Raw genomic sequence first — 22,174 nt, 5'->3', positions numbered from 1 at the left:
CTCTGCGCGCACTGGGGTCTCAGCGACTCGCTGGGGTCTCGCGCGGCTGCCCTCAGTCGGTGAGAGTCGGCCAGAGCGGACGGGCTCTCGCCGCCTCGATCGCGAAGTCGACGGCGTCCAGGGTGTGCCGCGCTTCGGCGACGTCGAACTCGGGCCAGCTCACGACGAGATCGAGCGCGCCGGCGGATGGCAGCGGCCAGAGCCACAGCGAGGCCGACGTGGTGAAGAGCTCGTCGTCGCCCGTGCCGCCGTGTTCGTTCAGGGTCAGGAGGGGCGGGTCGGGAACCACGGCATCGTCACCGAAGTGATGGTGGCCGTGACCGACCTCGGTCAGGGCCTTCGTCCCGTCGGCGAGAGCGACGCCGAACCGGATGCCTCGAGCCGGGTCGGCTCTGCCCGGCCGCCAGCGTCCGCCTTCGAAGCGGTCGGACAGGTCAGCCCACTCGCGAGGTGTCTGGCCCCGGCTGCGGAGCGACCAGTCGACGTCCAGCGCGACGCCCGTCGGGTACACGGCGAGGCCTCTGATCGTGATGGCGACATCGTCGGTCGAGGCGAGCAGCGCCGACACCCCGATGCGCGAAGGAAGCCAGCCGGTAGGAGGCGCGGCCCACTCGGGAGCCCGGTACGACTCCGACGGGACCTCGTCGTCGTCGGACGGCACGACCGCGGGAAAGAACGTCATGCCTCACCGTAGTCACGCAGGTGTCCGCGCGAACCGCCGACCAGCCGCCGACCAGCCGCCGAGACCCCAGCAGTTCGCCGAGACCCCAGTTCGCGCTCCGGGGTCTCGGCGACGTGCTGGGGTCTCGTTCGAGGCCACGAAGGCGCCGGGCGAGAAGGCTGGCGGAGAGGACCGGCCGATCGTCACTTGGTCTCATTCGGGTGGTTCGTGAACCGGATCTCGTACTCGATCTTCTTCGGAGGTCGTGGAACCAGGTCGCCCCTCTTGCGGCCCGCCAAACCTAGGGCCGCTCGACGGAGTGGACGACCCCGTCGTCGAACCACTGGAGATCTTCGCGGCCGAGCCCTGCCGCCACAGCCGTGGCCGTCTCCTTCCAGGCGGTCAACTCGACGGTGACGAGATGAGACTGGTCGGTCGAGAACGAGGCGCGCGCGGCGTCGATGAGATCGCGCGCGCATGTCTCGCGGTCGGCGGGTGACAGTGCGAGCATCCACGGGAAGGATCGCGACATCCGCTCACTCAGGGAGCCTTCCGTGTCGAGCGTGGCCGTGATCAACTGCGCCGCGATGTCGAGGAGCCGCGTTCGCCCGACGGCCTCGCGCTGCGACATCAGCACGAGCGCCTCACCATCGCGACGCGTCACCGTCACAGGGTGATCCTCCGCTTCGGCGAAGACCTCCGCCGAGTGCTTGCTCAGGTCTGAGGAACGACGGGTGCGCGAGAGGCTGTAGATCGTCTGGCTCATCTCTCGAGAGTATTCCGAACACGTTCGGAAGTCCAGAGGGGCCGGATGATGATCAGGGCGTGACGGCCTCGTCGCTCTCCAACCGCTTCCCCACGCTGACCGCCTCGTAGGTCGCGTAGCCGAGGCTCTCGTAGAACGCGATGACGTCGGTGTTGTCGGGTCGCACCTGCAGCTGCACCTTGGGGCAGCCGAGCGCAGCCAGCATCGCCTCGGCCTCGCCGACAAGCGCCTTCCCGAGCCCCGTGCCCCGCTGGGATGCGGCGACGGCGAGGTAGTGGATCCACCCCCGGTGCCCGTCGTAACCGACCATGGCGGTGCCGACGACCGAGTCGGCATCGTCGGCGACGAGGAACATCTCGGGCTGGGTCGTCGTCTTGCGCTGGATGTCCCGGTGCGGGTCGTTCCACGGCCTGACGAGCCGCGCCTCCTGCCAGAGTGCGACCACGGCCTCGGTGTCCGCCTCGGCGAACGCTCGGATCTGAACCATGCCGAGAGCCTGACACGAGGAGGCGCGACTCCCGACCGCGAGTCGCTCACGACGCCCCCGATCGGCCTCTATCGCGGGGCGTGCGCGGGCAGCGGCACCGCGTACTTGAACCCGACGTGCGAGTCGACGAAGCCGAGGCGCGTGTAGAAGCGGTGCGCGTCGGTGCGGGCGGAGTCCGAGGTGAGCTGCACGAGGGGTGTGGAGAGTTCGATGGCCGCCTGCTCGGTCACCCAGCGCATCATCGCGCCTCCGATGCCCGACGACCGCTGCGTGCTGGCGACGCGGACCGCCTCGACCAGCAGCCGCGAGCTGCCGCGGCGTGCCATGCCGGGGATGACCGTCAGCTGCAGCGTGCCCACGACGACGCCGGCGGCGTCCACCGCCACGACGAGCTCGTTGCTCGGGTCGTCGACGATCCGATCGAGCGCGGACGCGTAGGCCTCCCGGTCTCCGTCGCTCGCGACGTCACCGCGCCCGGCGCTGATCGGATCGTCCGACAGCAGCCGCATGATCGCTTCGAGGTCGTCGCGGGTCGCCCGTCTCACGAGCACGCTCGCGTCGCGGGCACGGACGGACACGGGCAGCTCGAGTCGTGCGATCACCGCTCGTCCTCGGTGAGGGCGGCGGCGTAGGCCTTGACCGAGCGGTGGTAGCGGGGGAGGGTCGGTTCGACGGCTTCGATCGCCACGCGGAGTGCTTCGTCGGGGCGGCCGGCGCTGTGCAGCGCGAGGGCGAGGAAGACCTTGGGGGCCGCTCCGGTGGCCGGGTGCTCGGGTGCGTCCCGGAGCATCGCGATGGCCTCATCGGTGCGGCCGATGTTGCGGAGGGTCGACGCGTGCTGCACGACCATCCGGGCGGCCCGGTCGGGGTCGACGGCGTCGAGCCCGGCTGCGGTGGCGGCGGCGTAGTGCACGTCGGCCTCGACCTCGTGCCCGCCGGTGTCGAAGGCGCCCCCGAGCTCGAACTCGCCCAGGGCGGGGTGCGGTGCCTCGTCGGCGAGGGCGCGCATGCGATCGATCCGCTGCTGGTCGTCGATCGTCTCGTCAGCCCACAGCGCGGCCACTCGGTCTTCCCACATTTCGTCGCTCATGCCACCACGCTATTGCGATCCGGTGGCCGGGTGGGGAGCTCGGCGCCTCATTCTCCTAGGCTTCGGGCATGACAGGGGACGTCGAGAGGTCGTACTCACAGCGTGCCGCCGAGTACATCGAGCAGCTGGGGTCGATGTCGGCGGCGCATCCGTCCGATGTGCAGCTCGTGACGACGTGGGCCGAGGGGGTCGACGGCCCGGTGCTCGACGCGGGGTGCGGGCCCGGTCAGTGGACGGCTCATCTGGCGGGCCGCGGCGTCGCTGCCCGCGGTGTCGATGCGGTCGGGGCCTTCGTCGACCATGCACGCGCCTCCTACCCTTCTGTGCCCTTCGCGATCGGGAGCATCGACGCCCTGACCGACCCGGCGGACAGCTACGGGGGAGTGCTGGCGTGGTACTCGCTCATCCACCACGAGCCGGCGGCCCTCGGCGGTGCGCTCGACGAGTTCGCGCGGGTGCTGCGGCCCGGCGGCCGGCTCCTGGTGGGGTTCTTCGTCGGCGACGAGGTGGAGGCGTTCGACCATGCCGTCGTCACCGCGTACCGGTGGTCGGTCGACGCGCTGACCGCCGAGCTCGAGGAGGCGCGGTTCGACGTGGTCGAGACGCATACGCGGACAGGTGGTCGGCCGGGGCGTGGGCATGGGCCGGGGCCGCGGCCGCGCCCGCATGGGGCGATCCTCGCGGAGCTGCGTCGGCACCCGTGAGCGGCCGGGGCCGGTGACCGCGCCGAATCGGGTCCTCGCGGGGGATGCGGGGCGCGCCTCCTGCTGATGGACTGTCGTCATGTCGCCGACCGCAGCATCCCGTCTCCGCATGGTGCTTCTGACGCTCGGGTCTGTCGGCGCGATCGTGACCGCGGGCGGGCCCGTCTGGCTGGCCGCCGACGTCCTGGCGGAGTCACGCGGATTCCGACCGGACGGCATCGGGCTGATCCTGCCCGGGGTCGTCGCCACGGCACTCGTCATCGCGATGTCGGCGGTCGCCTGCGTGGTCGTCTTCGCGAGCGGCGGGTCCTCTCCGACCACTCGGGCGAGGTGCAGCGCGGCCCTAGCGGTGATGCCGGTGCTGCTCACCGGGGGCATCGCGGTGTGGTGCGCTCGATACCTGTCGTCGAGCACGACCTTCGGGGCGGAGACCGTCTGGATCGGCGTGGCGGCCGCATCCGTCATCGCGTTCGCCCTCGCGTGCGCCGCCCTGCTCGGAGCGTCGCTCGTCCGTGGCGACGTGAGCCGGTGCGTGCTGCTCATCATCGCTCTCGGCTGCCTGATCGCCGGCGCCGTCCTCCAGCCCGCGTTCCTCTCGGGCGCCATTCTCGCGAGCGCGCTCGCGGTGTGCTCGGGTGCGTTCGGCGCGGACGCGCGGGCGGACCGAGTGCGGCGGGTTCCTGTCATCGGGGGCGGGTCAGCGCTGACCCGCCCCCGATGACAGGAACCCGCCGCAGCCGTCGCGCCTCCTCAGTCCTCCTGCGCCTCCGGCAGCGCCTGCCCTGCGAACGGCTCGGCGCGGCGCTCGAACTCGGCACGGCGCGCCTCGGGCAGCAGCCCGTTCGCCCCGTACGACAGCGTGATCGACTCGGGCTCCCACCCCGCATCCGCCACGTCGTCGAAACGAGCCGCGAACGTGCCCTCGGCGTCGTCCTTCGAGAGGTCCTGGAAGGTGAACGAGAGCCACTGACCCGTCGGCCCCTCGAGACCACCCGACACGATCACCTGCTCGGCCAGCGTCGTCCCGCCGGTCTGCGCCAGGCGGTCGGCGGCGGGCTGCGGCCAGCGCTCGTCGTCGAACCAGGGCTCGGACCAGCCGTGCCGGGCGGCGACCTCGCCGATGATCGCGACCGCCGCCTCCTTCTCGGCCCACGACCGCGGCACCGACGAGGTCTGCTCGGTCGGCAGGTTCACGACCTCGAGCAGCGACGGCCCGCCCCATCCGTTGTCGGTCGGGAATGCCACGTCGTCGTCGGACAGACCTGCAGGAGGCGCGACCCACCTCACCGAGAACCGCTCCGTCAGCGCCGCCTCCATCTCGTCGACCATCGCCTCGCCCTCCGCGACGCCCTCCTCGAGAGAGGGGCCGGCCAGCACCTCGTCGACGGGCAGACCGAACCGGCCGGGGTGCTCGCTCCAGTCGAGCTCGGTCTCACGCCCCTGAGCGTCGACGACCGTCGTGACGACCGGATCGGGCACGAGCAGCCAGGCCAGCGCGCCGATGCCGAGAGCGGGCACGGCCAGAGCCAGGCCGACGACCAGGGCGACCGTGCGGCGGCGGCTCGACCCGCGCCTCCTGCCGTCCGTCGCGGCGGCGGGGTCGGCGGCGGCGTGGTCGGTCGTGTCGGAGGGCATGGGCCGAGTCTCGGGCAGCACGGCGGCGGCCCGCATCCCTCGCGAGGACCATCCCGCCAAGCGGGAGGCGCGGGCCGGGTTCGGCGGGAGGCGCGGGCCGGGTTCGGCGGGTTCCCGTCCTCCGCGGCGGGTCAGCGCTGACCCGCCCCCGATGACGGGAACCCGCCGCAGCCCCCGACCCATGCCCCCCCGGACCCAGGCCCCCAGGAGGCGCGGGGTCCAGAGTCGAGGGATGGCACACATCCTCGTCACCGGCTCGACCGACGGCCTCGGCCGCGGCGCCGCCGAAGCCCTGCTCGAGCAGGGGCACCACGTCGTCGTCCACGCGCGCAGCGACTCCCGCGGGGAGGTGCTGCAGCCGCTCGTCGACCGCGGCGCCCGACTCGTCGTCGCCGACCTCGGCGACCGAGACGCGGTCACGGCGCTCGCCGACGAGCTGAACGCCCTCGACTCCCCGCTCGACGCGGTCATCCACAACGCCGGGCTCATCAGGGGCGAGGCGATGATGCCGGTCAACGTCGTCGCGCCCTACCTGCTCACCGCCCTGCTGACGGCGCCGACCCGGCACGTGTACCTCAGCAGCGGCATGCACAAGAGCGGCAGCGCGTCGGTGCTCGACACCGTCGACTGGGCGGGGTCGCGCGAGACGGGGTCGTACTCCGACAGCAAGCTGTTCGTGACGGCGTTCTCGGCGGCTGTCGCGCGCCTCCTGCCCGATCTGCGCAGCAACGCGGTCGACCCGGGCTGGGTGGCCACGAAGATGGGAGGCGCGGGGGCGCCCGACGACTTCGAGCTCGGTCACCGCACGCAGCGGCTGCTGGCCCTGGGCGAGCTGGGCGAGGTCAGCGGGGCGTACTGGTTCCACGACGAGCAGCAGCGGCCGCACGAGTCGGTCGGCGACGAGGGCTTCCAGGACGCGGTGCTCGCGGCGCTCGAGCGCGAGACGGGCGTGGTGCTGCCGCGCGGGTGAGCGCTGGGGGTTCGTGCATTCGTGTGCGTGTGCGTGTGCGTGCGTGCGTGCGTGGCGGGTTCGGCGGGTTCCCGTCATCGGCGGCGGGTCAGCGCTGACCCGCCCCGAGTGACACGAACCCGCCGCACCCACCGCGCGTGGGCTGGGCCCGTCGTGCGTGGGGCGGACCCGGCGCACGTGGCGGGAACCCGTGCTCCCGAGGTCCGAGACCCTGGCCCAGGAGGTGCCATGGTGCCACAGCTATTACGCATCGTCGCGTAATAGCTCGCGAGCGTCGGCCCGGCCCGGCCCGGCCCGCCCGGCCCGCCTCGCCCCGCCCCGGCTCCGTTTGCAGTCATGACTCGACGAGAGGGTGCGACCCTGGTGGCATGGATTCGAGAAGAGTCGTGGTCGACCCTGTCACGCAGGTCGAGCTCCTGGTGCCCGAGGGCATCTCGTCGTGGCGGGCCATCGAGCGTGCCCGCAAGGCTCGCGACGGAGAGCTGCGCAGCATCCGTCTGTTCGTCGACTGGGGTCACGCCTATCCGCTCTGGGAGAGCGGCACGGACAAATACGGGATGGAGCCCGACGACTACGGCCTCTCCGCTGAACTCGCCGCCCGACTACTCGCGTGGACCGACACCTTCTTCGACCATCTCGTGCCCGAGACGGGCTGGGACACGCTGGAGCGGGAGCAGGTGTGGCACGCCGAGGGCGAGACCCTGGCGGACCTCCTCGAGCTCGAGGTCTACGACATCGCGGAGGTGCAGCGCGAATTCCGCCCCGCCGGATGGTCTGCCGCGTGAAGCATCGACACCCCGTAAGCGGGGTGCCTGTTCCCACCTCAGCCGCGTAGCGTGATCTGCAGCGGCCGGGCTGCAGGTGTCGGATAGTTCGAGCGGCGGAGGACGAGGAGGCGCGGTGGGCGAGACGACGATGGATCGTTCCGAAGCGCGGGAGCGTCTCCGGCTCGCGGCGCTGGACGACCTGGGGATCATGGGCACCGGTGCGGAGGAGCGCTTCGACCGGATCACGCGCATGGCCAAGCAGCTCTTCGGGGTGCCGATCGCCGAGATCAACTTCATCGACCAGGACCACCAGTTCACGAAGTCCCCGCAGTCACCGGGCGCGGCGCCGTTCGGACCGCGGGCGGACTCGTTCTGCGATGTCGTCGTGCAGCAGCCCGACATCCTCGTCGTCCCCGATGCCCTTGAGGATGCGCGGTTCGCTCACCGAGGGTCCGTCACGGGCGACCCCCACATCCGCTTCTACGCAGGTCGACCCCTGAGCGTGGCCGACGGCGCCCAGGTCGGGACGATCTGCCTCGTCGACACGGCCGCACGCGACCTCACCCTCGAGGATCAGGATCTCCTCGACGAGCTCGGCGCCTGGGTCGAACGCGAGCTGCGCCAGGTGCACGCCGCCGATCACGCCCGTCGCACCCAGCAGCAGATGCTCCCCGAGCCGTTCACGCACGAAGACGGGTTCACGGTCGCCGGCTTCACGCGGCCGTACTCCGAGGTCGCAGGCGACTTCTTCACCTCCGTCTCGTCGCGCGAGCGGATCGACGTCACCCTCACCGACGTGATGGGCAAGGGCTACTCCGCCGCCCTCATCGCCGCGACGGTGCGAGCCGCATTCCAGGCTCGACCCGGCTGGGAGCCCGCAGCCGCCGTCTCCGCGGTCAACGAGCAGGTGCTTGCCGACCTCTCGGCGACGGGGACCTTCGCCACCCTCTTCCATGCGGCCCTCGACACTCGAACCGGCCTGCTCCGATACGCCGACGCGGGACACGGCCTGTCGGTCGTCATCCGCACCGACGGGACCTCGGAGCGGTTGGCCTCGACGGACCTCCCGATCGGGATCGCCCAGGGCGGCGGTTGGACGGCCCACGAGACCACTCTGAACCCCGGCGACGTCCTGTTCACCTGCTCGGACGGCGCACTCGACCTGTACGACGGCACGCTGGGCGCCCTCGACGAGCTCGCGGCCCTCGTCCGACGATCCGCCGACGACGCGAGCCTGTTCGCAGCGCTGTCGGATGCCATCGGAGCCCTCCGTCCCGAGGACGACGTCACCGTGCTGGTCGCCCGTCGTCACGAGAAGAAAGCGATGCGACCGTGATCACCTCCCTGACCTACCTGAGCACGGCGTCGACGCCGTTCGATGCGACGCGGATCGCGGCCCTGCTGCTGCAGAGCCGCGAGAACAACGAGCGCCACGGCCTCACCGGGATGCTCCTCTACAAGAAGGGCCGCTTCATGCAGGTCCTCGAAGGCGCCGACTCGGATGTCCGCGAGAGATACGCGGTGATCTCCGCCGATCCCCGCCACACGGATCTCAAGACGCTGCTCGACGAGTCCATCGAGCAGCGGAGGTTCCCGCAGTGGTCGATGGGCCTCCCCGACCCCGTCGACGCCGACCTGCGCACGGCCCCCGGCTACGAGTCCCTCTTCGAGACACCCGTCGGGCGCTTCGGGATCCGTGAGGACTCCTCCCGTGCCCAGCTCCTCCTCGAATGGTTCCGCCGCAAGGCGTAGCCCGTGGCCGGGCAGTCGCCTCAGGGATTCGCGGCGACCCGTCCCGGAGAAGTGCCCGCGACGAGAGACCGGCGCGAGTCACGGTCGGTGCCAGTGACGCGGCCGTGCGATGTCCTGAGGGAGCGCCGTTCGGGCGTCGCCCCGGGCCGCAGCGATCTGCGACTGCGTGACGAAGAGCGCCGCGGACAGGTCCGCGCCTTCGAGCCGCGCATCGCGGAGGTCGGCTCCGAGGAGGTCCACGTGTGAGAGATCCATGCCGCGGAGGTCGGCGGCGATGAGACACGCCCCGCGCAGATTCGCACCGCCGAGCGTCATGGCTCGCAGGTCCGCCCCCGCATGATCCGACCCGGCCATGAAGTCCGAGGCCCCACCCTCGTCCTCGTTCTGGTATCCGCCTCGCACCTCTGCGCTCACGTCGATGAGAACCTGTCGAACCTGTTCATGGAGTTCTGACACATCGGTGGCCAGTACCGACTCCGCATCAGCAGCGAGGGAGGCGGCGATCCTGTCACGGAGGTCGTCTGCGGGCGCTGCGGAATCAGGCGACATCGCTCTCGCGCTGGCCTCGGTGAGGTGCCACAGCATCTCGTGCAGTTGACGGGCCAGCGCGAAAGCAGCGAACATCTCGGGCGCCGTCGCTGGGCTCTCTCGCCAACTCACGTCGTCGAACAACTGCTGGGATACGAACTGACCGGCGCCGAAACAATCGAAGACCGTGCAGCCGCGGAAGCCTCGCTGGGGAAGCGAATCGTGGATGGTGCACGCGAAGTCGTCGGACAGGTTTCTACAAGCGGTCCCCGCTGGCTTGTCGATCGCGAAGTCAGCGGAGCGTTGAAAGCCGAACGCCGTGCAGCAGAGTGCGAAGCAGTCGCCGCAGTTCGCTCGGAGATCTGCGCGGCTGTGAGATGAGGGGTCGGGAAGGTCGATGGACGCCATGAGGAGAAGCTCTCTGGAAAGTGAATTTCGATAGGGGGCGAGGAGGGGGGAACTCCCGGAGGAATTCCCGATCCGGGCGCACGAAATCACCGCCCTCGTCGAGGAGAGCGAACCGGTGCTGCTGATGAGCCTCGGCGTCACAGAGAGAATGAGGATGTCACTGCCGCCAGGCTAGCGGGCGGCGGGAGTGCGAGCCCGGTGGCGCTGCGCCCAGTCCCTTCCGGCGGCATCAGATCTGGCTGTGGTCGCCCAATATGCCGGTGAATGCGTACAGCACGATGGCGACCGAGACCATCAGCATGAAGAGGCCGACGACGATCATCAGCCCGGGGGATTGGGTCTGCGCACCGACGTATGCCCCCCGCTCCTTTCGGAACAGTCGAGCCATGTCCGAGATGTGCTGATGGAACACGATGAAGCAGACACCGAAGATCGCGAAGGCAGGGGAGAAGAAGAGCGCAGCGACTTGGATCCCGGTCATCATCAGAATGTATCGGTGAAGCGCCGGCGGTTCCGCCTTCTCAAGGGCACCCGTCGGGATTGGCGCGCCCTGTCGCACGGCACACGACGACGCGGCGTCCAGGGCCCGTGGGCCCCGGACACCGCGTCGTCGGTCGGTCAGCGCGCGGTCACGCCTCGCGGCCGGCGGGCATCTGGGTCTTGCGGGGGTCGGTCTCGGCGAGCCCGGCGAAGATCGACTCGATCTTCGAGAGCACGTCGGACTCGAGCTTCACGCCCGACGCCTTCGCGTTCGACTCGACCTGCTCGGGGCGCGACGCCCCGATGATCGCCGACGCCACGTTCTCGTTCGACAGCACCCAGGCGAGCGACAGCTGCGCCTGCGTCAGACCGAGCTCGTCGGCGATCGGCTTCAGCTGGGCGACCGCGTCGAGGACGTCGTCGCGCATCCAGCGCTCGATCATCGCCGCTCCGCCCTTCTGGTCGGTCGCCCGGCTGCCCTCGGGCAGAGCGGCGCCCTTCGTGTACTTGCCCGTCAGCACGCCCTGCGCGATGGGCGACCAGACGATCTGCGAGATGCCGAGCTCCTTCGAGGTCGGGACCACCTCCTCCTCGATGACCCTCCACAGCAGCGAGTACTCGGGCTGGTTCGAGACGAGCTGGATCTTCAGCTCACGCGCCAGCCGGTGCGCCTCGCGCAGCTGCTCGGCGTTCCACTCCGAGACGCCGATGTAGAGCACCTTGCCCTGACGCACGAGGTCGGCGAAGGTCTCCATCGTCTCCTCCAGCGGCGTCTCGACGTCGTACCGGTGCGCCTGATAGAGGTCGACGTAGTCGGTCTGCAGCCGCTTCAGCGACGCGTTGATCGACTCGGTGATGTGCTTGCGGCTGAGGCCGGTGTCGTTGTGACCCTTGGGACCGGTCGGGCCGTAGACCTTCGTGAAGATCTCGACCGACTCGCGCCGCTCGCCCTTCAGCGCCTCGCCGAGCACCACCTCGGCCTGCGTGTTCGCGTAGACGTCGGCCGTGTCGAACGTCGAGATGCCGACGTCGAGCGAGGCGCGGACGCACGCGGTCGCGGTGTCGTTCTCGACCTGCGAGCCGTGCGTCAGCCAGTTGCCGAACGTGAGCTCGGAGACCTTGAGTCCTGAGTTGCCGAGGTACCTGAATTCCATGGGGTTCTCCTTGTCGGGCGCGCTCCGCTGCGGGCCGTCGTCGACGCTACGCCTCGAGGGCGCCGTCGCGGCCTCACCCCACCCGCGGCCAGTCGGTCGTCAGGTACGCCTCGACCGCGCGGTTGCGGAACGAGTAGGGCTTGCCCCGATCGATGATGCCCCGGACGGTGTCCAGCCTTCGCGACACGGCACCCACCTGGGGCGCGCTCGTCGCCCCCATGCGCTGCGCGATCACGGTGAGCTTCCGGTCGTCGCGGGGCAAGGCCGCCATCGCGTTGATGAACTCCTGTTCGCCGGACGGCAGACGGTTCAGGATGCGTTCGACGTGGGCTGACGCTTCGCTCTCGGCGCCTCGCCACCCGGAGACGACGTCGTCTTCCGAGATCGTCGCGCCGTCGCTCGCGTTCCAGGCACGCTGGCCCGCGAGCTGGAAGAGGAACGGCTCTCCGCAGCACAGCTCGGCGATCGCCTTCGTCGCCTCTCGGCTCATCCGCACGATCTCGACACCGCCGTCGGCGGCCGCAGTCTCCCAGCCTTCGACGACGAACGGCTGCAGGGCCTGAAGCAGGGCCCCTTCGTCGAGTGCGGCCAGGGTCGTGGTGCGGAACCGCCGGGCGAAGGTCGCCCCCTTGCGCGCCCCGGCCATGTCCTCGAAGTCGGGCAATCCCGTCAGGTAGACGGCGATGGGCAGGAACCGTGTCACCACGACCCCGCCCGGGGCCGTCACCTCGACCTCGTACGACAGGGCGTCGCCGAGCGCGATCAGCAGCTGCGACAGGGCCGCCTCGTCGGCGATGTTCTGCACCTCGTCGATGTGGATCATCACGACGACGCCCTGCTCGATCGCCGCTCGTCCGAGCTCGACCAGCAGCTCGAACAAGGCGGTGGACGGCTCCGCACCCTCGCCGCCTCGCACCGTGACCGAGAACCCCGAGATCGCGACCTGCTCGACCCGAGCCAGGAGCTGCAGCACGTGCTGTCGAGAGGAGGCGCGCAGACCCGCTGTGTCGGCCAGGCGCAGCACTGCGGAGGCGACCAGCTTCAGAGGGTCCGCCCCGACCGGCATGCGCACCTGCGGGGTCACCCAGTCGCCGAGCTCTGCGGCGTCGCGGGCGATGCGGCGTACCAGGCTCGATTTGCCGGTGCCCGGCTCGCCGAGGATCGTCCGGCCGGTCTCGTACAGACCCGCATTCCTCCGGGGTCGCAGGACGTCTCTCCAGTCGCTGAGCTGTTCGAAGCGACCTGCCCAGACGTCGGGGACGATGTCGGATCCAGCCTGGAAGGGGTTCGTGAGGGGCGACCGCATGAAGATAAAGTTATCAGAGGCTAGATCGACCGCTGATAACTTTATCAAACGAGGCCGGGTCAAGGTTGGAGCGCTGAGCGCATGGCTCTCACCCCACCCGCGCCTACTCCGGCCGCTGCGCCGCGGGCTCCGTCTTCTCCGCGCGCACCGCGGGCTCGTTCTGCCGCGCCCCCGCGGGCCACGCCTCGGGCCCCGCCGACCCGGCCGGGTACGTGTCGAGCTCGACGTCGCCCGCGTTCCACGCCGCGATCACCGGGTCGACGATGCGCCAGCACTGCTCCGCCGTGTCGCCGCGCACCGACAGGGTCGGGTCGTCGTCGAGGATCCCGCTCAGCACCTCGCCGTAGGCCGTCAGATCCGAACTGCCGAACTCCGCGTGCAGCGCCGCCCGACCGAGGTCGTACGCGTCACCCGGGCCGTTGACGTTCAGCTCGAGCGACATCTCGTCGGGGCTGATGGCGATGCGGAGGCGGTCGGGCGTGCCACCGCCGACGAACTCGGCGGGGACGTGCGCGGGCGGGCGGAACGTGATCACGATCTCGCGCCTCCTCGAGGCCAGCGCCTTGCCCGACCGGAGCAGGATCGGCACCCCGGCCCAGCGCCAGTTCGCCACCTCGACCACGACCTCCGCCAGCGTCTCGGTCTCGAGCGAGGGGTCGACGCCCTCCTCCGAGGCGTAGGCCGGCAGCTCGCGCCCGTCGACCGTGCCCGCCTCGTACCGCGCCCGCCGGCTGTTCGCCACCGGATCGCCCTCCCACAGCCGCGTCGCCCGCAGCACCAGGCCCTTCTCGTCGCGCAGATCGGCCGCCGTCAACGTCGCCGGGGCGTTCATCGTCAGCACCGCCATCACCTGCAGCAGGTGACTCTGGATCATGTCGACCAGCGCCCCCGCGTGGTCGTAGTAGCGGGCCCGGTTCTCGAGACCGAGCTCCTCGTCGTAGACGATCTCGATGCTCTCGACGTGCGTGTTGTTCAGCATCGGCTCGATCAGCCGGTTCGCGAAGCGCAGTCCGAGCAGGTTCAGCACCGTCGACCGCCCCAGGAAGTGGTCCACCCGGTGCACCTGGTCCTCGGGCACCAGCGCCAGCACCTCGCGGTTCAGCTTCTCGGCCGTCGCCAGGTCGGTGCCGAACGGCTTCTCGAGCGCCAGCGCCGTGCCCTCGGGCAGGTCGAGCTCGGCCAGGGCCGCGCAGCACTTCGCGGTGATCGCGGGCGGCAGAGCGAAGTAGATCGAAGGAGGCGCGGTGCACTCGCCGAGGAGCGCCCGCATCTGCTCGGCATCGGTCACGTCGACCGTCCGGTAGATCGTCGACTCGAGCAGCGCCTCGACCGCCGGGCCCGACGCCTCGACGCTCTCGAACGCCTCGGCGACGTGCGCGCGCCACGCGTTCTCGTCGAACTCCTCGGTGCCGGCGCCGACCAGCTGCACCCGCCGCTCGGACTCATGCGTCAGCAGCCCGCCCAGGCCGGGCATCAGGAGGCGCGCAGCGAGATCACCGCTCGCGCCGAGGATCAACAGGGTCGCGGACTCGGTCGGCGCGTTCGTCATGCCTGCACGCTAGTCGGGAGGTGCGCTCGGCGCCCTCGCGCGCCTCCTCGTGCAGCCTGACACCCCGTTCTCGGCGCTGCACCCGCATTCATCGGGGTGTCGCGCGGGGAACGGGGTGTTCGGCGAGGAGCGCGCGGCCGCCGACGCGGGCCGACCGCCGCGCTGCACCCCGTTTTCGGCGCTGCACCCGCATCTATCGGGGTGTTGCGCGGGGAAGGGGGTGTTCGGCGGGGGCGCGCGGGGCGCAGCGCGCGTCAGCGCTTGCGCGTGGGGCGGAGCGAGAGCGATTCGACGGTCGCCCCGTGCGGCAGATCGACCACCAGGCGGACGGCGTCGGCGACCGACTGGGGCTCGAGGTAGAGCGCGGCGTCGTACTCGCCGCCCTCCTTCTCGACGAGCTCGTGCTGCATGTCGGTGTCGACCCTCCCGGGGTGGACCGAGCTGACCCGCACGCCGTTCGGACGCTCCTCCTCGCGCAGCGAGTCGGTCAGCGCCCGCAGGGCGAACTTGCTCGCCGCGTACGTGCTGCCGCCGGGGCCGGCGGTCAGACCCGAGCCGCTGTTGATCGTGACGACCGTGCCCTGCGCGGTGCGCAGCGCCGTCAGCAGCTGCCGGGTCAGGTCGGCCACGGCGAAGACGTTGACCTCGAAGACGCGGCGCCAGTCGTCGAGGGCGGTGCGCTCGACCTCGGCGCCGCCGATCACACCGGCCGCGTGCACGACCACGTCGAGCGACTCGAGGGTCGGCGCCTCGAACGAGTCGCCCGCGAGGTCGGCGACCCAGGCGGTCGCGGACGGGAGCGACTCGACGATCGCTGCCACCGCCTCCTGCGAGCGGCCGTGCACGATCACGTGATGGTCGCGCCCGAGCTCACGGGCGACGACGAGCCCGATGCCGCGGGTCGATCCGGTGACGAGAGCGGTCTTCACGTGCGTGTGCCTCCAGGAGGGCGATGCGGTTCGGGGCGATGCGGGTCGGGTCTGCTCAGGTGCGGATGACGGGGATCTGCCCGGTCAGCATCGGCATCTCGCGATCGCTGAGCAGCCAGTGCTCGTCGGTCGCGGTCACCAGGAACGCGAGCGGCCCGGGTCGGCACACGACGATCGCGCCGTGGTCTTGGTGCTGGAGGACCTGGTCGAGCGCGCCTCCGAGATCGCGGTCGTCTTCGGATCCGCGCGACGTCACGACGGCGCATCGGCTCTCGGCGCCCATCGCCTGCAGCAGTCGCCGCATGCCCTCGGGGTCGCTGCGGTCGGGGCCCACCGGGTGCTTGGCGTTCATGTCGACCCAGTCGGCCGACTCGAGCACGGCGGCGAGACGCTCGTCGGCCTCGTCGGCGGCGACCTGGGCGAGGTCGTGGACGGTGCCGCGCTGGTCGGGTGCGGCGAACGCCTCGAGTGCGTCGATCACGGTCTGGGGGAGCGAGGCCACAGGGTCTCCTTCAGTTCTGGTCGTCCATCATCCCATCCACAGCCGCCGGACGTTTCAGCCGACGGGGGGAGGTTCTGCTGCGAAGATGACGGGGTGAACTCGTCTGCCACCCCACGCCCCGCCCTCGGGCTGCTCCTCGACGTCGACGGGCCGATCGCCAGCCCGATCACCCGCAGCATCGCGATCCCCGCCATCACGCGCGATCTCGTCGCCCTGGCCTCGGCCGGCATCCCGCTGGTGTTCAACACGGGCCGCTCCGACGCGTTCATCCGCGACGAGGTCGTCGTGCCGCTGATGGCAGCCGGTCTGCCCCGCGGCGCCCGCGTGCACGGCGTCTGCGAGAAGGGCGCCTCGTGGTTCTCGATCGGCCCCGAGCACGGCCCCGACGGCATGAGCGAGGTCGTCGTCGACGAGTCGCTCGCCATGCCCGCCGACTTCTCGGCCGAGATGGACTCCCTGGTCGCCGCCGAGTTCGCCGACCTCGTCTTCTTCGACCGCACCAAGCGCGCCATGGTCTCGATCGAGCAGCTCACCTCGGTCTCGTCGGCCGCCTACCTCGCGCGCCAGGCCGCTCTCGACCGCAAGGCGATGGAGGCGCTGGTCGCCCGGGGCTTCGGCGTCCGCCGTCTCGACGACGTCCGCCCCGATGCAGACGGCGCCGTGCAGTGGCGCATCGACCCGACCATCATCTCGACCGACATCGAGTCCGTGCTGCTCGGCAAAGACCGGGGTGCGGAGCGCGCCCTCGAGCTGCTCGCCCTCGACGGCCCGCTGCCGATCAGCTGGCGCACCGTCGGCGACTCGCGCAGCGACTACGCCATGGCCGAATGGCTGCACGCCAACGGGCACGACGTCGCCCACGTCGACGTGCGCCCGGCCGACGGCGTGCCCGTGACCCCGTACCCGGTGCTGACGAGCGCCACCGACCTCATCCACGACGAGGCCGGGGCGGAGTTCCTGGCCGGCTGGGTCGGCGACCTGCGCGGCTGACGCGACCCGCGACTGCGCGGCTGACGCCTCCCGCGACCCGCGACTGCGCGGCTGACGCGACCCGCGCCTCCTCGGCGAGCCGGCGGATCAGCGGGGTCGGCGGGTCAGCGGGCGACTGTGTCGGTGACGCGCACGTCGTCGACCAGTCGGCGGATCGAGCCGTCGTCGCCGATCTCGACGAGCGCCCCGCCCCAGAACTGCAGGTCCGCGTCGGAGTCGAGCCTCCAGAGCGTGCGACCGCCGGCGAGGTCGACGCCCACCACGGTCGAGAACACGCGGTGACCGGCGATCGCGTCCGAGCTGTCGCTGCCGGCGACGTAGGCGACCGAGCGCGAGACGGCGACCACCGACGAGTCCGGGGGCACGTACGCCCGCATCCGCTCGGCACCCGTCTCGGCGTCGAGCAGCAGCAGAGCCCGGTCGGCGCCCGGGTCGCCCAGCCCCGAGCGGGCGCTGAAGGTCTGCACGAACACGTCGTCGTCCCAGCGACCCGGGCGGGAGTCGCTGACGAGGGGGATGCCGCGGCTCTCACCCGTGCGCTCGACGACCCAGCGGTCGTCGCCCGTCTCGAGGTCGGCGCAGTGCACGCCCGTCCGGTCGGAGAACGCGACGCAGCCGCCGGTCACGACGGGCAGCCGGTCCTGATCGAAGGGGCGCCGCCAGCGCTCCGTGCCGTCGGGCGACCAGGCGGACACCTCGGCCCGAGAGTCCATGCCGCGCCCGAAGTCGACGACGAACACCGTGTCGTCGACCCCGTAGGCCTGGGCCGAGGGCGACAGGTCGTCGGCCCACGACCGCTCGTCGCCGGTCGCGCCGTCGATCACGGTGCCGGTGCCGCCGCTCACGACGAGCAGACCGTCGTCGAGCAGCACCGACGAGCTGATGTCACCGGTCTGCTCGCCCGACCAGACCGGGGTGCCGAGGTCGTCGCGGCGGTAGAGCAGGGTGCGGGGGCCGCTCTGCGAGCCGAGGAGGGCCTCGGCCGCGGCGCCCGCGAGGGGGTCGTCCGAGTAGCCGTAGACGGGTGCCGGCGAGACCGAGACGAGCACGAGCCCGTCGTCGGCGGCCTCGACGATCGGCGTCGCGTCGTCCGAGGTGGTGACGTCGGCGAGGGCGCCGGTCGCGAGATCGACGCGCGCGTAGCCCGAGGCGCCCCGCCCGTAGCCGTAGAGACCGGTCGTGCTGACGATCGCGTCGCCCCGGGCCTCGTCGACGAACGCGGCGAGCGTGCCGCCGCCCCCGCTGATCTCGGACACGTCGACCGACCAGCGCACCGTGCCGGCCAGCGGGTCGAGGCGCACGAGCCGCTCGGAGCGGCCACGCTCGTCGTAGCAGCCCGTCTCGGTGTAGGCCAGCTGCGACGAGGTCGACACGAGCACGTCGGCGCCGACGGAGGCGAGCACCGAGTAGGTCAGGCAGCCGTCGGAGACCTCGGGCAGACCGAGCGCAGCGGTCGTGAGTCGCCACGGCCCCGGAGTCGGGCGGTGCCGCAGCTCGTCGACCACGAGCCCGTCGATCGGCCCGCCCGACGCCCCGCCGACGGGGTAGCCGGGCTGCGTGGCGAGACCGAGACCGATCACCGCGGCGGTGGCGACGACGAGCGCCGTGGCCGCGACGACGAGCCGGCGCCCGAAGGAGGCGCGGTGCCAGCGGGCGCGGAGGGCCCCGTCGACGCGACGGTCGCCCTGTCCGCCCACCCGCGCCTCCTCGGTGCCTCGTCGTCGTCGTCGTGCCGCTGCCATGCGGCTCGGCCTTCAGCGTACGGGTGGGCGCCGGACGAGGAGGTGCGGGCGCGGCGGACGGCGGGCGCACCGCAGGTAGGCTGGTCGCGCTTCGACCACCCGCACCGCGCCTCCTCGGAAGGACACGTCATCGACGTCCTGATCATCTCGATCCTCGCGGTCGCGGCCGTCGCGCTCATCGTGATGCAGGCGGTCTACCGCCGGCGGGTGCTGCGTCGACGCGAGGCCGCGGGGCAGACCGTGCTCGGCAAGGGGCCGTTCATCCTGCTCGGCGTGATGGCGGCGTTCTTCGTGTTCGCAGTGTTCGTGTTCCCGGCGCTCGTCCGCGCGAGCTAGCCTCCGCTGCGCTGAGGGCTGCCCGCACAGCGCCAGAAGATGGACACGACGCCAGGTTAGAACCTGGCGCCGTGTCCATGACCTGGCGTCGTGGCGCGGGCTAGCCGAGCGGCGACGTCGCGGCGTCGGCGGTCGGCGGCACCACGTCGGCCTGCGTCCGCAACCCGTGCGCGACCCCGTCGGCGTCGACCGACACGAGCGCGCCCGCCCAGAAGTCGAGCGTGCCCCGCGACGGCGACCGCTGCTGCCAGAGCCGCCGCCCGTCGGAGAGGTCGAACGCCGTCACCATCGTCTGCGAGAAGTCCTGGCCGACGTAGGCGTTCGAGAAGCCGACGGTCCGCGCCAGACCGGCGAGATACGAGAGCGCCGGCACCTCGGCCGAGAAGGTCGTCTCGCCCGTGGCCGGAGACAGGCCGAGCAGGGTCGTCGGATGCACCCCTTCGAGGTCGGCCGTGCCCGCCTCGGCGGAGCCCGCATTGACGACGATCGTGCCCCCGCCGACGACCTGCTGATACGCGTCGACCCGTGCCGTGTAGTCGTCGTCGAGGTCGAGCACCCGCTTCCACCGACTGGCGCCGTCGTCGGCCGACAGGCATTCGAGCGTCGCGGGCGCCTGGTCGAGCACGATGCAGTCGTCGGTCACCGTCACCGTCTCGGTCAGTTCGAGCGGGGTCGACCAGACCAGCGCGCCCGACCGGTCGAGGGCCATGGCCTCGCGTTCGCCGGCACGGGTCGTGACCGTGGCCACGAGCAGATCGCGCGAGACCCCGGCGTCCTCGATCGTCGCGGCGCCACCGGGCACGGGGTGCTGATCCCCGCTGGCGGCGTCGATCACCACCGGGCCGTCCGTGCTCTCGACGACCAGGTACGACCCGAGCAGCAGCGGGGTGTCGCTAGTCCCGACGTCGCCGCTCCAGATCGCCGTGTCGGGGTCGTCGACGTCGACGAGGCGGTACGGGGTCGTCTCGCCGTCGCTGTACTCGAGGTCGAGGCCGCCGTCGGAGACGCGGTCGCGGGGCTGCAGCGCCACGAGCATGCGCCCCGAGGCGATTCCGGACATCTGCTGGGCGGGCCCGGCCTCGTCGTCGGCCCCGATGACGTCGGCGAGCACGGCGCCGCTGTCGAGATCGACCCGCACCGCGCGCGAGCTCGGCGCCGACTGCCCGACGACCGTGGCGAGCGGCCCCTCGTCGTCACGGAACATGTTCATGTACAGCCCGGACTCCCCGAGCCGAGAGGCGAGATCGACCACCCACCGGGCCTCGCCGGTCGCCGGGTCGACCCGGGCGAGCAGGGCGACCGAGCCGTCGCACCCGTCGTAGGCGGTCGCCGAGCTCACGATCACGGCGTCGCCCCCGATCTCGCCGACCGGTCGCATCCCCCGGCAGCCCTCGGGCAGCGGTGTGCCGTGGATCGCCGCGAGATCGGTGCTCCACAGCTCGCCCTCCGGTGCGATCCGCAGGTCGCCGAGCAGCTGGTCGCCCTCCGACCACTCGGGGTAGACGGGCTGCGTGCCGACGCCGAGCGTCGTGACGACCGCGGTCGCGACGAGCAGGGCGGCGAAGACCGTCGCGACGCGACGCCCCGAGGAGGCGCGGTGCCAGCGACCCCGCAGCCAGCCCGTGTCATTCCCCATGGCGTCATCGTACGAGGGAAGGGCGCGCCTCCTTGTATGCTGGCGCGTCGTCCCCAGGCGGGGGCCGGCACCGTCGAACGAGGAGACGAGATGGCGAACCCCACGCCCACCCGCGGGCCCCGCAGCCTGTGGCGCACGAAGTCGGTCGAGTCGTCGATCGCCGACTCGAACATCGCCGAGAACGGCCTGAAGCGCACGCTCGGCACCTGGGATCTGACGCTCATGGGCGTCGCCGTGGCCGTCGGCGCGGGCATCTTCTCGGTCGGTGCGAACGCCGCCGCGAACTACGCGGGGCCGGCCGTCACGCTGTCGTTCATCCTCGCCGCGCTCACCTGCGGGCTCGCGATCATGTGCTACGCCGAGTTCGCGTCGACCATCCCGGTCGCCGGCAGCGCCTACACGTTCACCTACGCGACGATGGGCGAGTTCCTCGCCTGGATCATCGGGTGGGACCTCATCCTCGAGATGTTCACCGCCTCGGCCGTGCTCGCCAAGTACTGGGGCGTGTACCTCGCATCGGCGTTCGAGACCTTCGGCATCGGCATCCCCGCGACCTTCATGCTGGGCGGCATCGAGGTCAGCTGGCCGGCGTTCCTGATCGTCGCCGTCTTCACCGCGCTGCTCGTCGCGGGCACGCAGCTGACCGCCCGCGTCGGCGCCGTGTTCACGATCATCAAGGTCGCGATCGTGCTCTTCGTGATCGTCGTCGGCTTCTTCTTCGTGCGCGCCGCGAACTACACGCCCTTCGTGCCCGCCGCCGAGCCGAGCGCGAACGGCGCCGGCGCGAGCGACACCTGGTCGCAGTCGATGTTCTCGTTCATGACCGGCGCGGCCCCCGCGCAGTACGGCGTCTTCGGGCTGCTCGCCGCGGCGTCGCTCGTCTTCTTCGCATTCATCGGGTTCGACGTCGTCGCGACCAGCGCCGAAGAGGTCAAGAACCCGCAGAAGACGCTGCCCCGCGGCATCTTCCTCGGTCTCGCCGTCGTGACCGTGCTCTACGTGCTCGTCTCGATCGTGCTGACCGGCATGGTGTCGTACCGCGACCTGGCCGGCGAGGAGGACCCCTCGCTCGCGACCGCGTTCCGCCTCGTGGGCGCCGACTGGGCCGCCGGTGTCATCTCGGTCGGCGCGCTCGCCGGTCTGACGACGGTCATCATGGTGCTGCTGCTCGGCCTGTCGCGCATCGTGTTCTCGATGAGCCGCGACGGCCTGCTGCCCCGCTGGCTCGCGAAGACGAGCCCGACCCGCAAGACCCCGGTGCGCATCCAGGTCATCGCCGGGACGGTCGTCGCGTTCGTCGCCGCGTTCACCGACGTGGGAGTGCTCGAGGAGATGATCAACATCGGCACCCTCTCGGCGTTCGTGCTGGTCAGCATCGGCGTGATCGTGCTGCGTCGCAAGCGCCCCGATCTGCCGCGGGCGTTCCGCGTGCCGCTGTCGCCGGTGCTGCCGATCCTGTCGGCCGCGCTCTGCGTGTGGCTGATGCTGAACCTGACGACGCTGACCTGGGCGCGGTTCGCGGCCTGGCTCGTGCTCGGCGTGATCGTGTACTTCGCGTACGGACGGCGGCACTCGCGGGTCGGTCGGGGCGAGGACGCATCGGCCGATGCCGGGGTCGGGACGTCGGCTGCGTCGGGGGTCGAGCGCCCGTAGCGCCCTTAGCGGCGGGCCTCGACTGCGAGGCCGTCGATTCTCAGGAGGCGCGGGTCGGGTTCGCCCGACCCGCGCCTCCTGCGTCCGTGCTTCGGGAGTGCGGACTCGGACGACCTGCGCCGGCCGGCA

24 protein-coding genes are annotated in these 22,174 nt (G+C 71.3%); 9 read left to right on the top strand and 15 right to left on the bottom strand.

Features of this window, described 5'->3' with window-relative positions; translation table 11 throughout:
• Positions 1-52: 52 nt before the first annotated feature.
• The 5 genes from SOM13_RS13970 to SOM13_RS13950 all read right to left on the bottom strand — a co-directional run bounded on the left by SOM13_RS13970 (position 53) and on the right by SOM13_RS13950 (position 3,004).
• The gene (locus tag SOM13_RS13970) at positions 53-682 is read right to left on the bottom strand and encodes a hypothetical protein (RefSeq protein ID WP_320480069.1); all 630 of its coding nucleotides are present in this window, start codon (positions 680-682) and stop codon (positions 53-55) included.
• Between the two features lie 280 nt (positions 683-962).
• A complete protein-coding gene (locus tag SOM13_RS13965) occupies positions 963-1,427 on the bottom strand; it encodes a prevent-host-death protein (RefSeq protein WP_320480068.1) in 465 nt (154 codons plus the stop codon).
• 52 nt (positions 1,428-1,479) lie between these two features.
• Positions 1,480-1,914, bottom strand: coding sequence for a GNAT family acetyltransferase (locus SOM13_RS13960; RefSeq protein WP_320480067.1), 435 nt, complete (start codon positions 1,912-1,914; stop codon positions 1,480-1,482).
• Between the two features lie 68 nt (positions 1,915-1,982).
• The gene (locus tag SOM13_RS13955) at positions 1,983-2,516 is read right to left on the bottom strand and encodes a GNAT family N-acetyltransferase (protein WP_320480066.1); all 534 of its coding nucleotides are present in this window, start codon (positions 2,514-2,516) and stop codon (positions 1,983-1,985) included.
• On the bottom strand, positions 2,513-3,004 hold the full coding sequence (locus SOM13_RS13950; RefSeq protein WP_320480065.1) for a tetratricopeptide repeat protein: 492 nt from the start codon (positions 3,002-3,004) through the stop codon (positions 2,513-2,515). The genes SOM13_RS13955 and SOM13_RS13950 overlap by 4 nt, the downstream gene beginning before the upstream one ends.
• A 68-nt stretch (positions 3,005-3,072) precedes the next feature.
• On the opposite strand from SOM13_RS13950, the gene SOM13_RS13945 reads away from it, so the two are divergent.
• Both SOM13_RS13945 and SOM13_RS13940 read left to right on the top strand, forming a co-directional pair.
• A complete protein-coding gene (locus SOM13_RS13945; protein ID WP_192060946.1) occupies positions 3,073-3,708 on the top strand; it encodes a class I SAM-dependent methyltransferase in 636 nt (211 codons plus the stop codon).
• A gap of 79 nt (positions 3,709-3,787) precedes the next feature.
• Positions 3,788-4,429, top strand: a complete 642-nt coding sequence (locus SOM13_RS13940) for a hypothetical protein (RefSeq protein WP_320480064.1) — start codon at positions 3,788-3,790, stop codon at positions 4,427-4,429.
• 29 nt (positions 4,430-4,458) lie between these two features.
• On the opposite strand, the gene SOM13_RS13935 is transcribed toward SOM13_RS13940, so the two are convergent.
• Positions 4,459-5,343, bottom strand: coding sequence for a hypothetical protein (locus SOM13_RS13935; protein WP_320480063.1), 885 nt, complete (start codon positions 5,341-5,343; stop codon positions 4,459-4,461).
• A gap of 232 nt (positions 5,344-5,575) precedes the next feature.
• Between SOM13_RS13935 and SOM13_RS13930 the strand changes: the two genes are divergently transcribed.
• From SOM13_RS13930 to SOM13_RS13915, 4 genes are all read left to right on the top strand, one after another.
• Positions 5,576-6,313, top strand: coding sequence for an SDR family NAD(P)-dependent oxidoreductase (locus SOM13_RS13930; protein ID WP_243216612.1), 738 nt, complete (start codon positions 5,576-5,578; stop codon positions 6,311-6,313).
• Between the two features lie 368 nt (positions 6,314-6,681).
• Positions 6,682-7,098: a hypothetical protein gene (locus SOM13_RS13925; protein WP_192060950.1), complete on the top strand. Its 417-nt coding sequence runs from the start codon at positions 6,682-6,684 to the stop codon at positions 7,096-7,098.
• Positions 7,099-7,213: 115 nt separating this feature from the next.
• On the top strand, positions 7,214-8,416 hold the full coding sequence (locus SOM13_RS13920; protein WP_320480062.1) for a GAF domain-containing SpoIIE family protein phosphatase: 1,203 nt from the start codon (positions 7,214-7,216) through the stop codon (positions 8,414-8,416).
• Positions 8,413-8,832 (top strand): BLUF domain-containing protein, encoded by a 420-nt coding sequence (locus SOM13_RS13915; protein WP_320480061.1) that lies wholly within the window; start codon positions 8,413-8,415, stop codon positions 8,830-8,832. The genes SOM13_RS13920 and SOM13_RS13915 overlap by 4 nt, the downstream gene beginning before the upstream one ends.
• A gap of 78 nt (positions 8,833-8,910) precedes the next feature.
• Here SOM13_RS13915 and SOM13_RS13910 read toward each other — a convergent pair whose 3' ends face one another.
• The 7 genes from SOM13_RS13910 to SOM13_RS13880 form a co-directional block, all read right to left on the bottom strand.
• Positions 8,911-9,768, bottom strand: a complete 858-nt coding sequence (locus SOM13_RS13910) for a pentapeptide repeat-containing protein (protein WP_320480060.1) — start codon at positions 9,766-9,768, stop codon at positions 8,911-8,913.
• A gap of 229 nt (positions 9,769-9,997) precedes the next feature.
• The gene (locus SOM13_RS13905) at positions 9,998-10,249 is read right to left on the bottom strand and encodes a hypothetical protein (protein ID WP_192060953.1); all 252 of its coding nucleotides are present in this window, start codon (positions 10,247-10,249) and stop codon (positions 9,998-10,000) included.
• A 148-nt stretch (positions 10,250-10,397) separates the two neighbouring features.
• On the bottom strand, positions 10,398-11,402 hold the full coding sequence (locus SOM13_RS13900; protein WP_243215331.1) for an aldo/keto reductase family protein: 1,005 nt from the start codon (positions 11,400-11,402) through the stop codon (positions 10,398-10,400).
• A 73-nt stretch (positions 11,403-11,475) separates the two neighbouring features.
• Positions 11,476-12,708: an ATP-binding protein gene (locus SOM13_RS13895; protein WP_192060955.1), complete on the bottom strand. Its 1,233-nt coding sequence runs from the start codon at positions 12,706-12,708 to the stop codon at positions 11,476-11,478.
• Positions 12,709-12,811: 103 nt separating this feature from the next.
• Positions 12,812-14,257 (bottom strand): glucose-6-phosphate dehydrogenase, encoded by a 1,446-nt coding sequence (locus SOM13_RS13890; protein ID WP_320480059.1) that lies wholly within the window; start codon positions 14,255-14,257, stop codon positions 12,812-12,814.
• 254 nt (positions 14,258-14,511) lie between these two features.
• A complete protein-coding gene (locus SOM13_RS13885; protein WP_320480058.1) occupies positions 14,512-15,186 on the bottom strand; it encodes an SDR family oxidoreductase in 675 nt (224 codons plus the stop codon).
• A 55-nt stretch (positions 15,187-15,241) separates the two neighbouring features.
• The gene (locus SOM13_RS13880; protein ID WP_192060958.1) at positions 15,242-15,688 is read right to left on the bottom strand and encodes a hypothetical protein; all 447 of its coding nucleotides are present in this window, start codon (positions 15,686-15,688) and stop codon (positions 15,242-15,244) included.
• A 93-nt stretch (positions 15,689-15,781) separates the two neighbouring features.
• Here SOM13_RS13880 and SOM13_RS13875 point away from each other — a divergent pair, with 93 nt between their 5' ends.
• Positions 15,782-16,678 carry a hypothetical protein gene (locus SOM13_RS13875; protein ID WP_320480057.1) on the top strand — a complete coding sequence of 299 codons (897 nt, stop codon included), beginning with the start codon at positions 15,782-15,784 and terminating at the stop codon, positions 16,676-16,678.
• Positions 16,679-16,782: 104 nt separating this feature from the next.
• Here the strand turns inward: SOM13_RS13875 and SOM13_RS13870 are convergent, their stop codons facing one another.
• Positions 16,783-18,420 carry a PQQ-binding-like beta-propeller repeat protein gene (locus SOM13_RS13870; RefSeq protein WP_320480056.1) on the bottom strand — a complete coding sequence of 546 codons (1,638 nt, stop codon included), beginning with the start codon at positions 18,418-18,420 and terminating at the stop codon, positions 16,783-16,785.
• Positions 18,421-18,462: 42 nt separating this feature from the next.
• Between SOM13_RS13870 and SOM13_RS13865 the strand changes: the two genes are divergently transcribed.
• Positions 18,463-18,756 (top strand): hypothetical protein, encoded by a 294-nt coding sequence (locus SOM13_RS13865; protein WP_320477386.1) that lies wholly within the window; start codon positions 18,463-18,465, stop codon positions 18,754-18,756.
• A gap of 100 nt (positions 18,757-18,856) precedes the next feature.
• Here the strand turns inward: SOM13_RS13865 and SOM13_RS13860 are convergent, their stop codons facing one another.
• The gene (locus SOM13_RS13860; RefSeq protein ID WP_320480055.1) at positions 18,857-20,392 is read right to left on the bottom strand and encodes a PQQ-binding-like beta-propeller repeat protein; all 1,536 of its coding nucleotides are present in this window, start codon (positions 20,390-20,392) and stop codon (positions 18,857-18,859) included.
• A gap of 90 nt (positions 20,393-20,482) precedes the next feature.
• Here SOM13_RS13860 and SOM13_RS13855 point away from each other — a divergent pair, with 90 nt between their 5' ends.
• Positions 20,483-22,045 carry an APC family permease gene (locus tag SOM13_RS13855; RefSeq protein WP_192060963.1) on the top strand — a complete coding sequence of 521 codons (1,563 nt, stop codon included), beginning with the start codon at positions 20,483-20,485 and terminating at the stop codon, positions 22,043-22,045.
• Positions 22,046-22,174 lie beyond the last annotated feature (129 nt).

The organism is Frigoribacterium sp. CFBP9030 (genome assembly GCF_034045195.1).
GTDB lineage: Bacteria > Actinomycetota > Actinomycetes > Actinomycetales > Microbacteriaceae > Frigoribacterium.
The sequence above is the reverse complement of the archived record's forward strand: the minus strand, read 5'-3'. Positions and strand labels throughout refer to the sequence as shown.

Excerpts from the sequence above, each read along its gene's own strand:
- SOM13_RS13970 (WP_320480069.1), bottom strand. The coding sequence starts at position 682 with ATGACGTTCTTTCCCGCGGTCGTGCCGTCCGACGACGACGAGGTCCCG.
- SOM13_RS13965 (WP_320480068.1), bottom strand. The coding sequence starts at position 1,427 with ATGAGCCAGACGATCTACAGCCTCTCGCGCACCCGTCGTTCCTCAGAC.
- SOM13_RS13960 (WP_320480067.1), bottom strand. The coding sequence starts at position 1,914 with ATGGTTCAGATCCGAGCGTTCGCCGAGGCGGACACCGAGGCCGTGGTC.
- SOM13_RS13950 (WP_320480065.1), bottom strand. The coding sequence starts at position 3,004 with ATGAGCGACGAAATGTGGGAAGACCGAGTGGCCGCGCTGTGGGCTGAC.
- SOM13_RS13945 (WP_192060946.1), top strand. The coding sequence starts at position 3,073 with ATGACAGGGGACGTCGAGAGGTCGTACTCACAGCGTGCCGCCGAGTAC.
- SOM13_RS13940 (WP_320480064.1), top strand. The coding sequence starts at position 3,788 with ATGTCGCCGACCGCAGCATCCCGTCTCCGCATGGTGCTTCTGACGCTC.
- SOM13_RS13935 (WP_320480063.1), bottom strand. The coding sequence starts at position 5,343 with ATGCCCTCCGACACGACCGACCACGCCGCCGCCGACCCCGCCGCCGCG.
- SOM13_RS13930 (WP_243216612.1), top strand. The coding sequence starts at position 5,576 with ATGGCACACATCCTCGTCACCGGCTCGACCGACGGCCTCGGCCGCGGC.
- SOM13_RS13925 (WP_192060950.1), top strand. The coding sequence starts at position 6,682 with ATGGATTCGAGAAGAGTCGTGGTCGACCCTGTCACGCAGGTCGAGCTC.
- SOM13_RS13910 (WP_320480060.1), bottom strand. The coding sequence starts at position 9,768 with ATGGCGTCCATCGACCTTCCCGACCCCTCATCTCACAGCCGCGCAGAT.
- SOM13_RS13905 (WP_192060953.1), bottom strand. The coding sequence starts at position 10,249 with ATGACCGGGATCCAAGTCGCTGCGCTCTTCTTCTCCCCTGCCTTCGCG.
- SOM13_RS13900 (WP_243215331.1), bottom strand. The coding sequence starts at position 11,402 with ATGGAATTCAGGTACCTCGGCAACTCAGGACTCAAGGTCTCCGAGCTC.
- SOM13_RS13895 (WP_192060955.1), bottom strand. The coding sequence starts at position 12,708 with ATGCGGTCGCCCCTCACGAACCCCTTCCAGGCTGGATCCGACATCGTC.
- SOM13_RS13890 (WP_320480059.1), bottom strand. The coding sequence starts at position 14,257 with ATGACGAACGCGCCGACCGAGTCCGCGACCCTGTTGATCCTCGGCGCG.
- SOM13_RS13870 (WP_320480056.1), bottom strand. The coding sequence starts at position 18,420 with ATGGCAGCGGCACGACGACGACGACGAGGCACCGAGGAGGCGCGGGTG.
- SOM13_RS13860 (WP_320480055.1), bottom strand. The coding sequence starts at position 20,392 with ATGGGGAATGACACGGGCTGGCTGCGGGGTCGCTGGCACCGCGCCTCC.
- SOM13_RS13855 (WP_192060963.1), top strand. The coding sequence starts at position 20,483 with ATGGCGAACCCCACGCCCACCCGCGGGCCCCGCAGCCTGTGGCGCACG.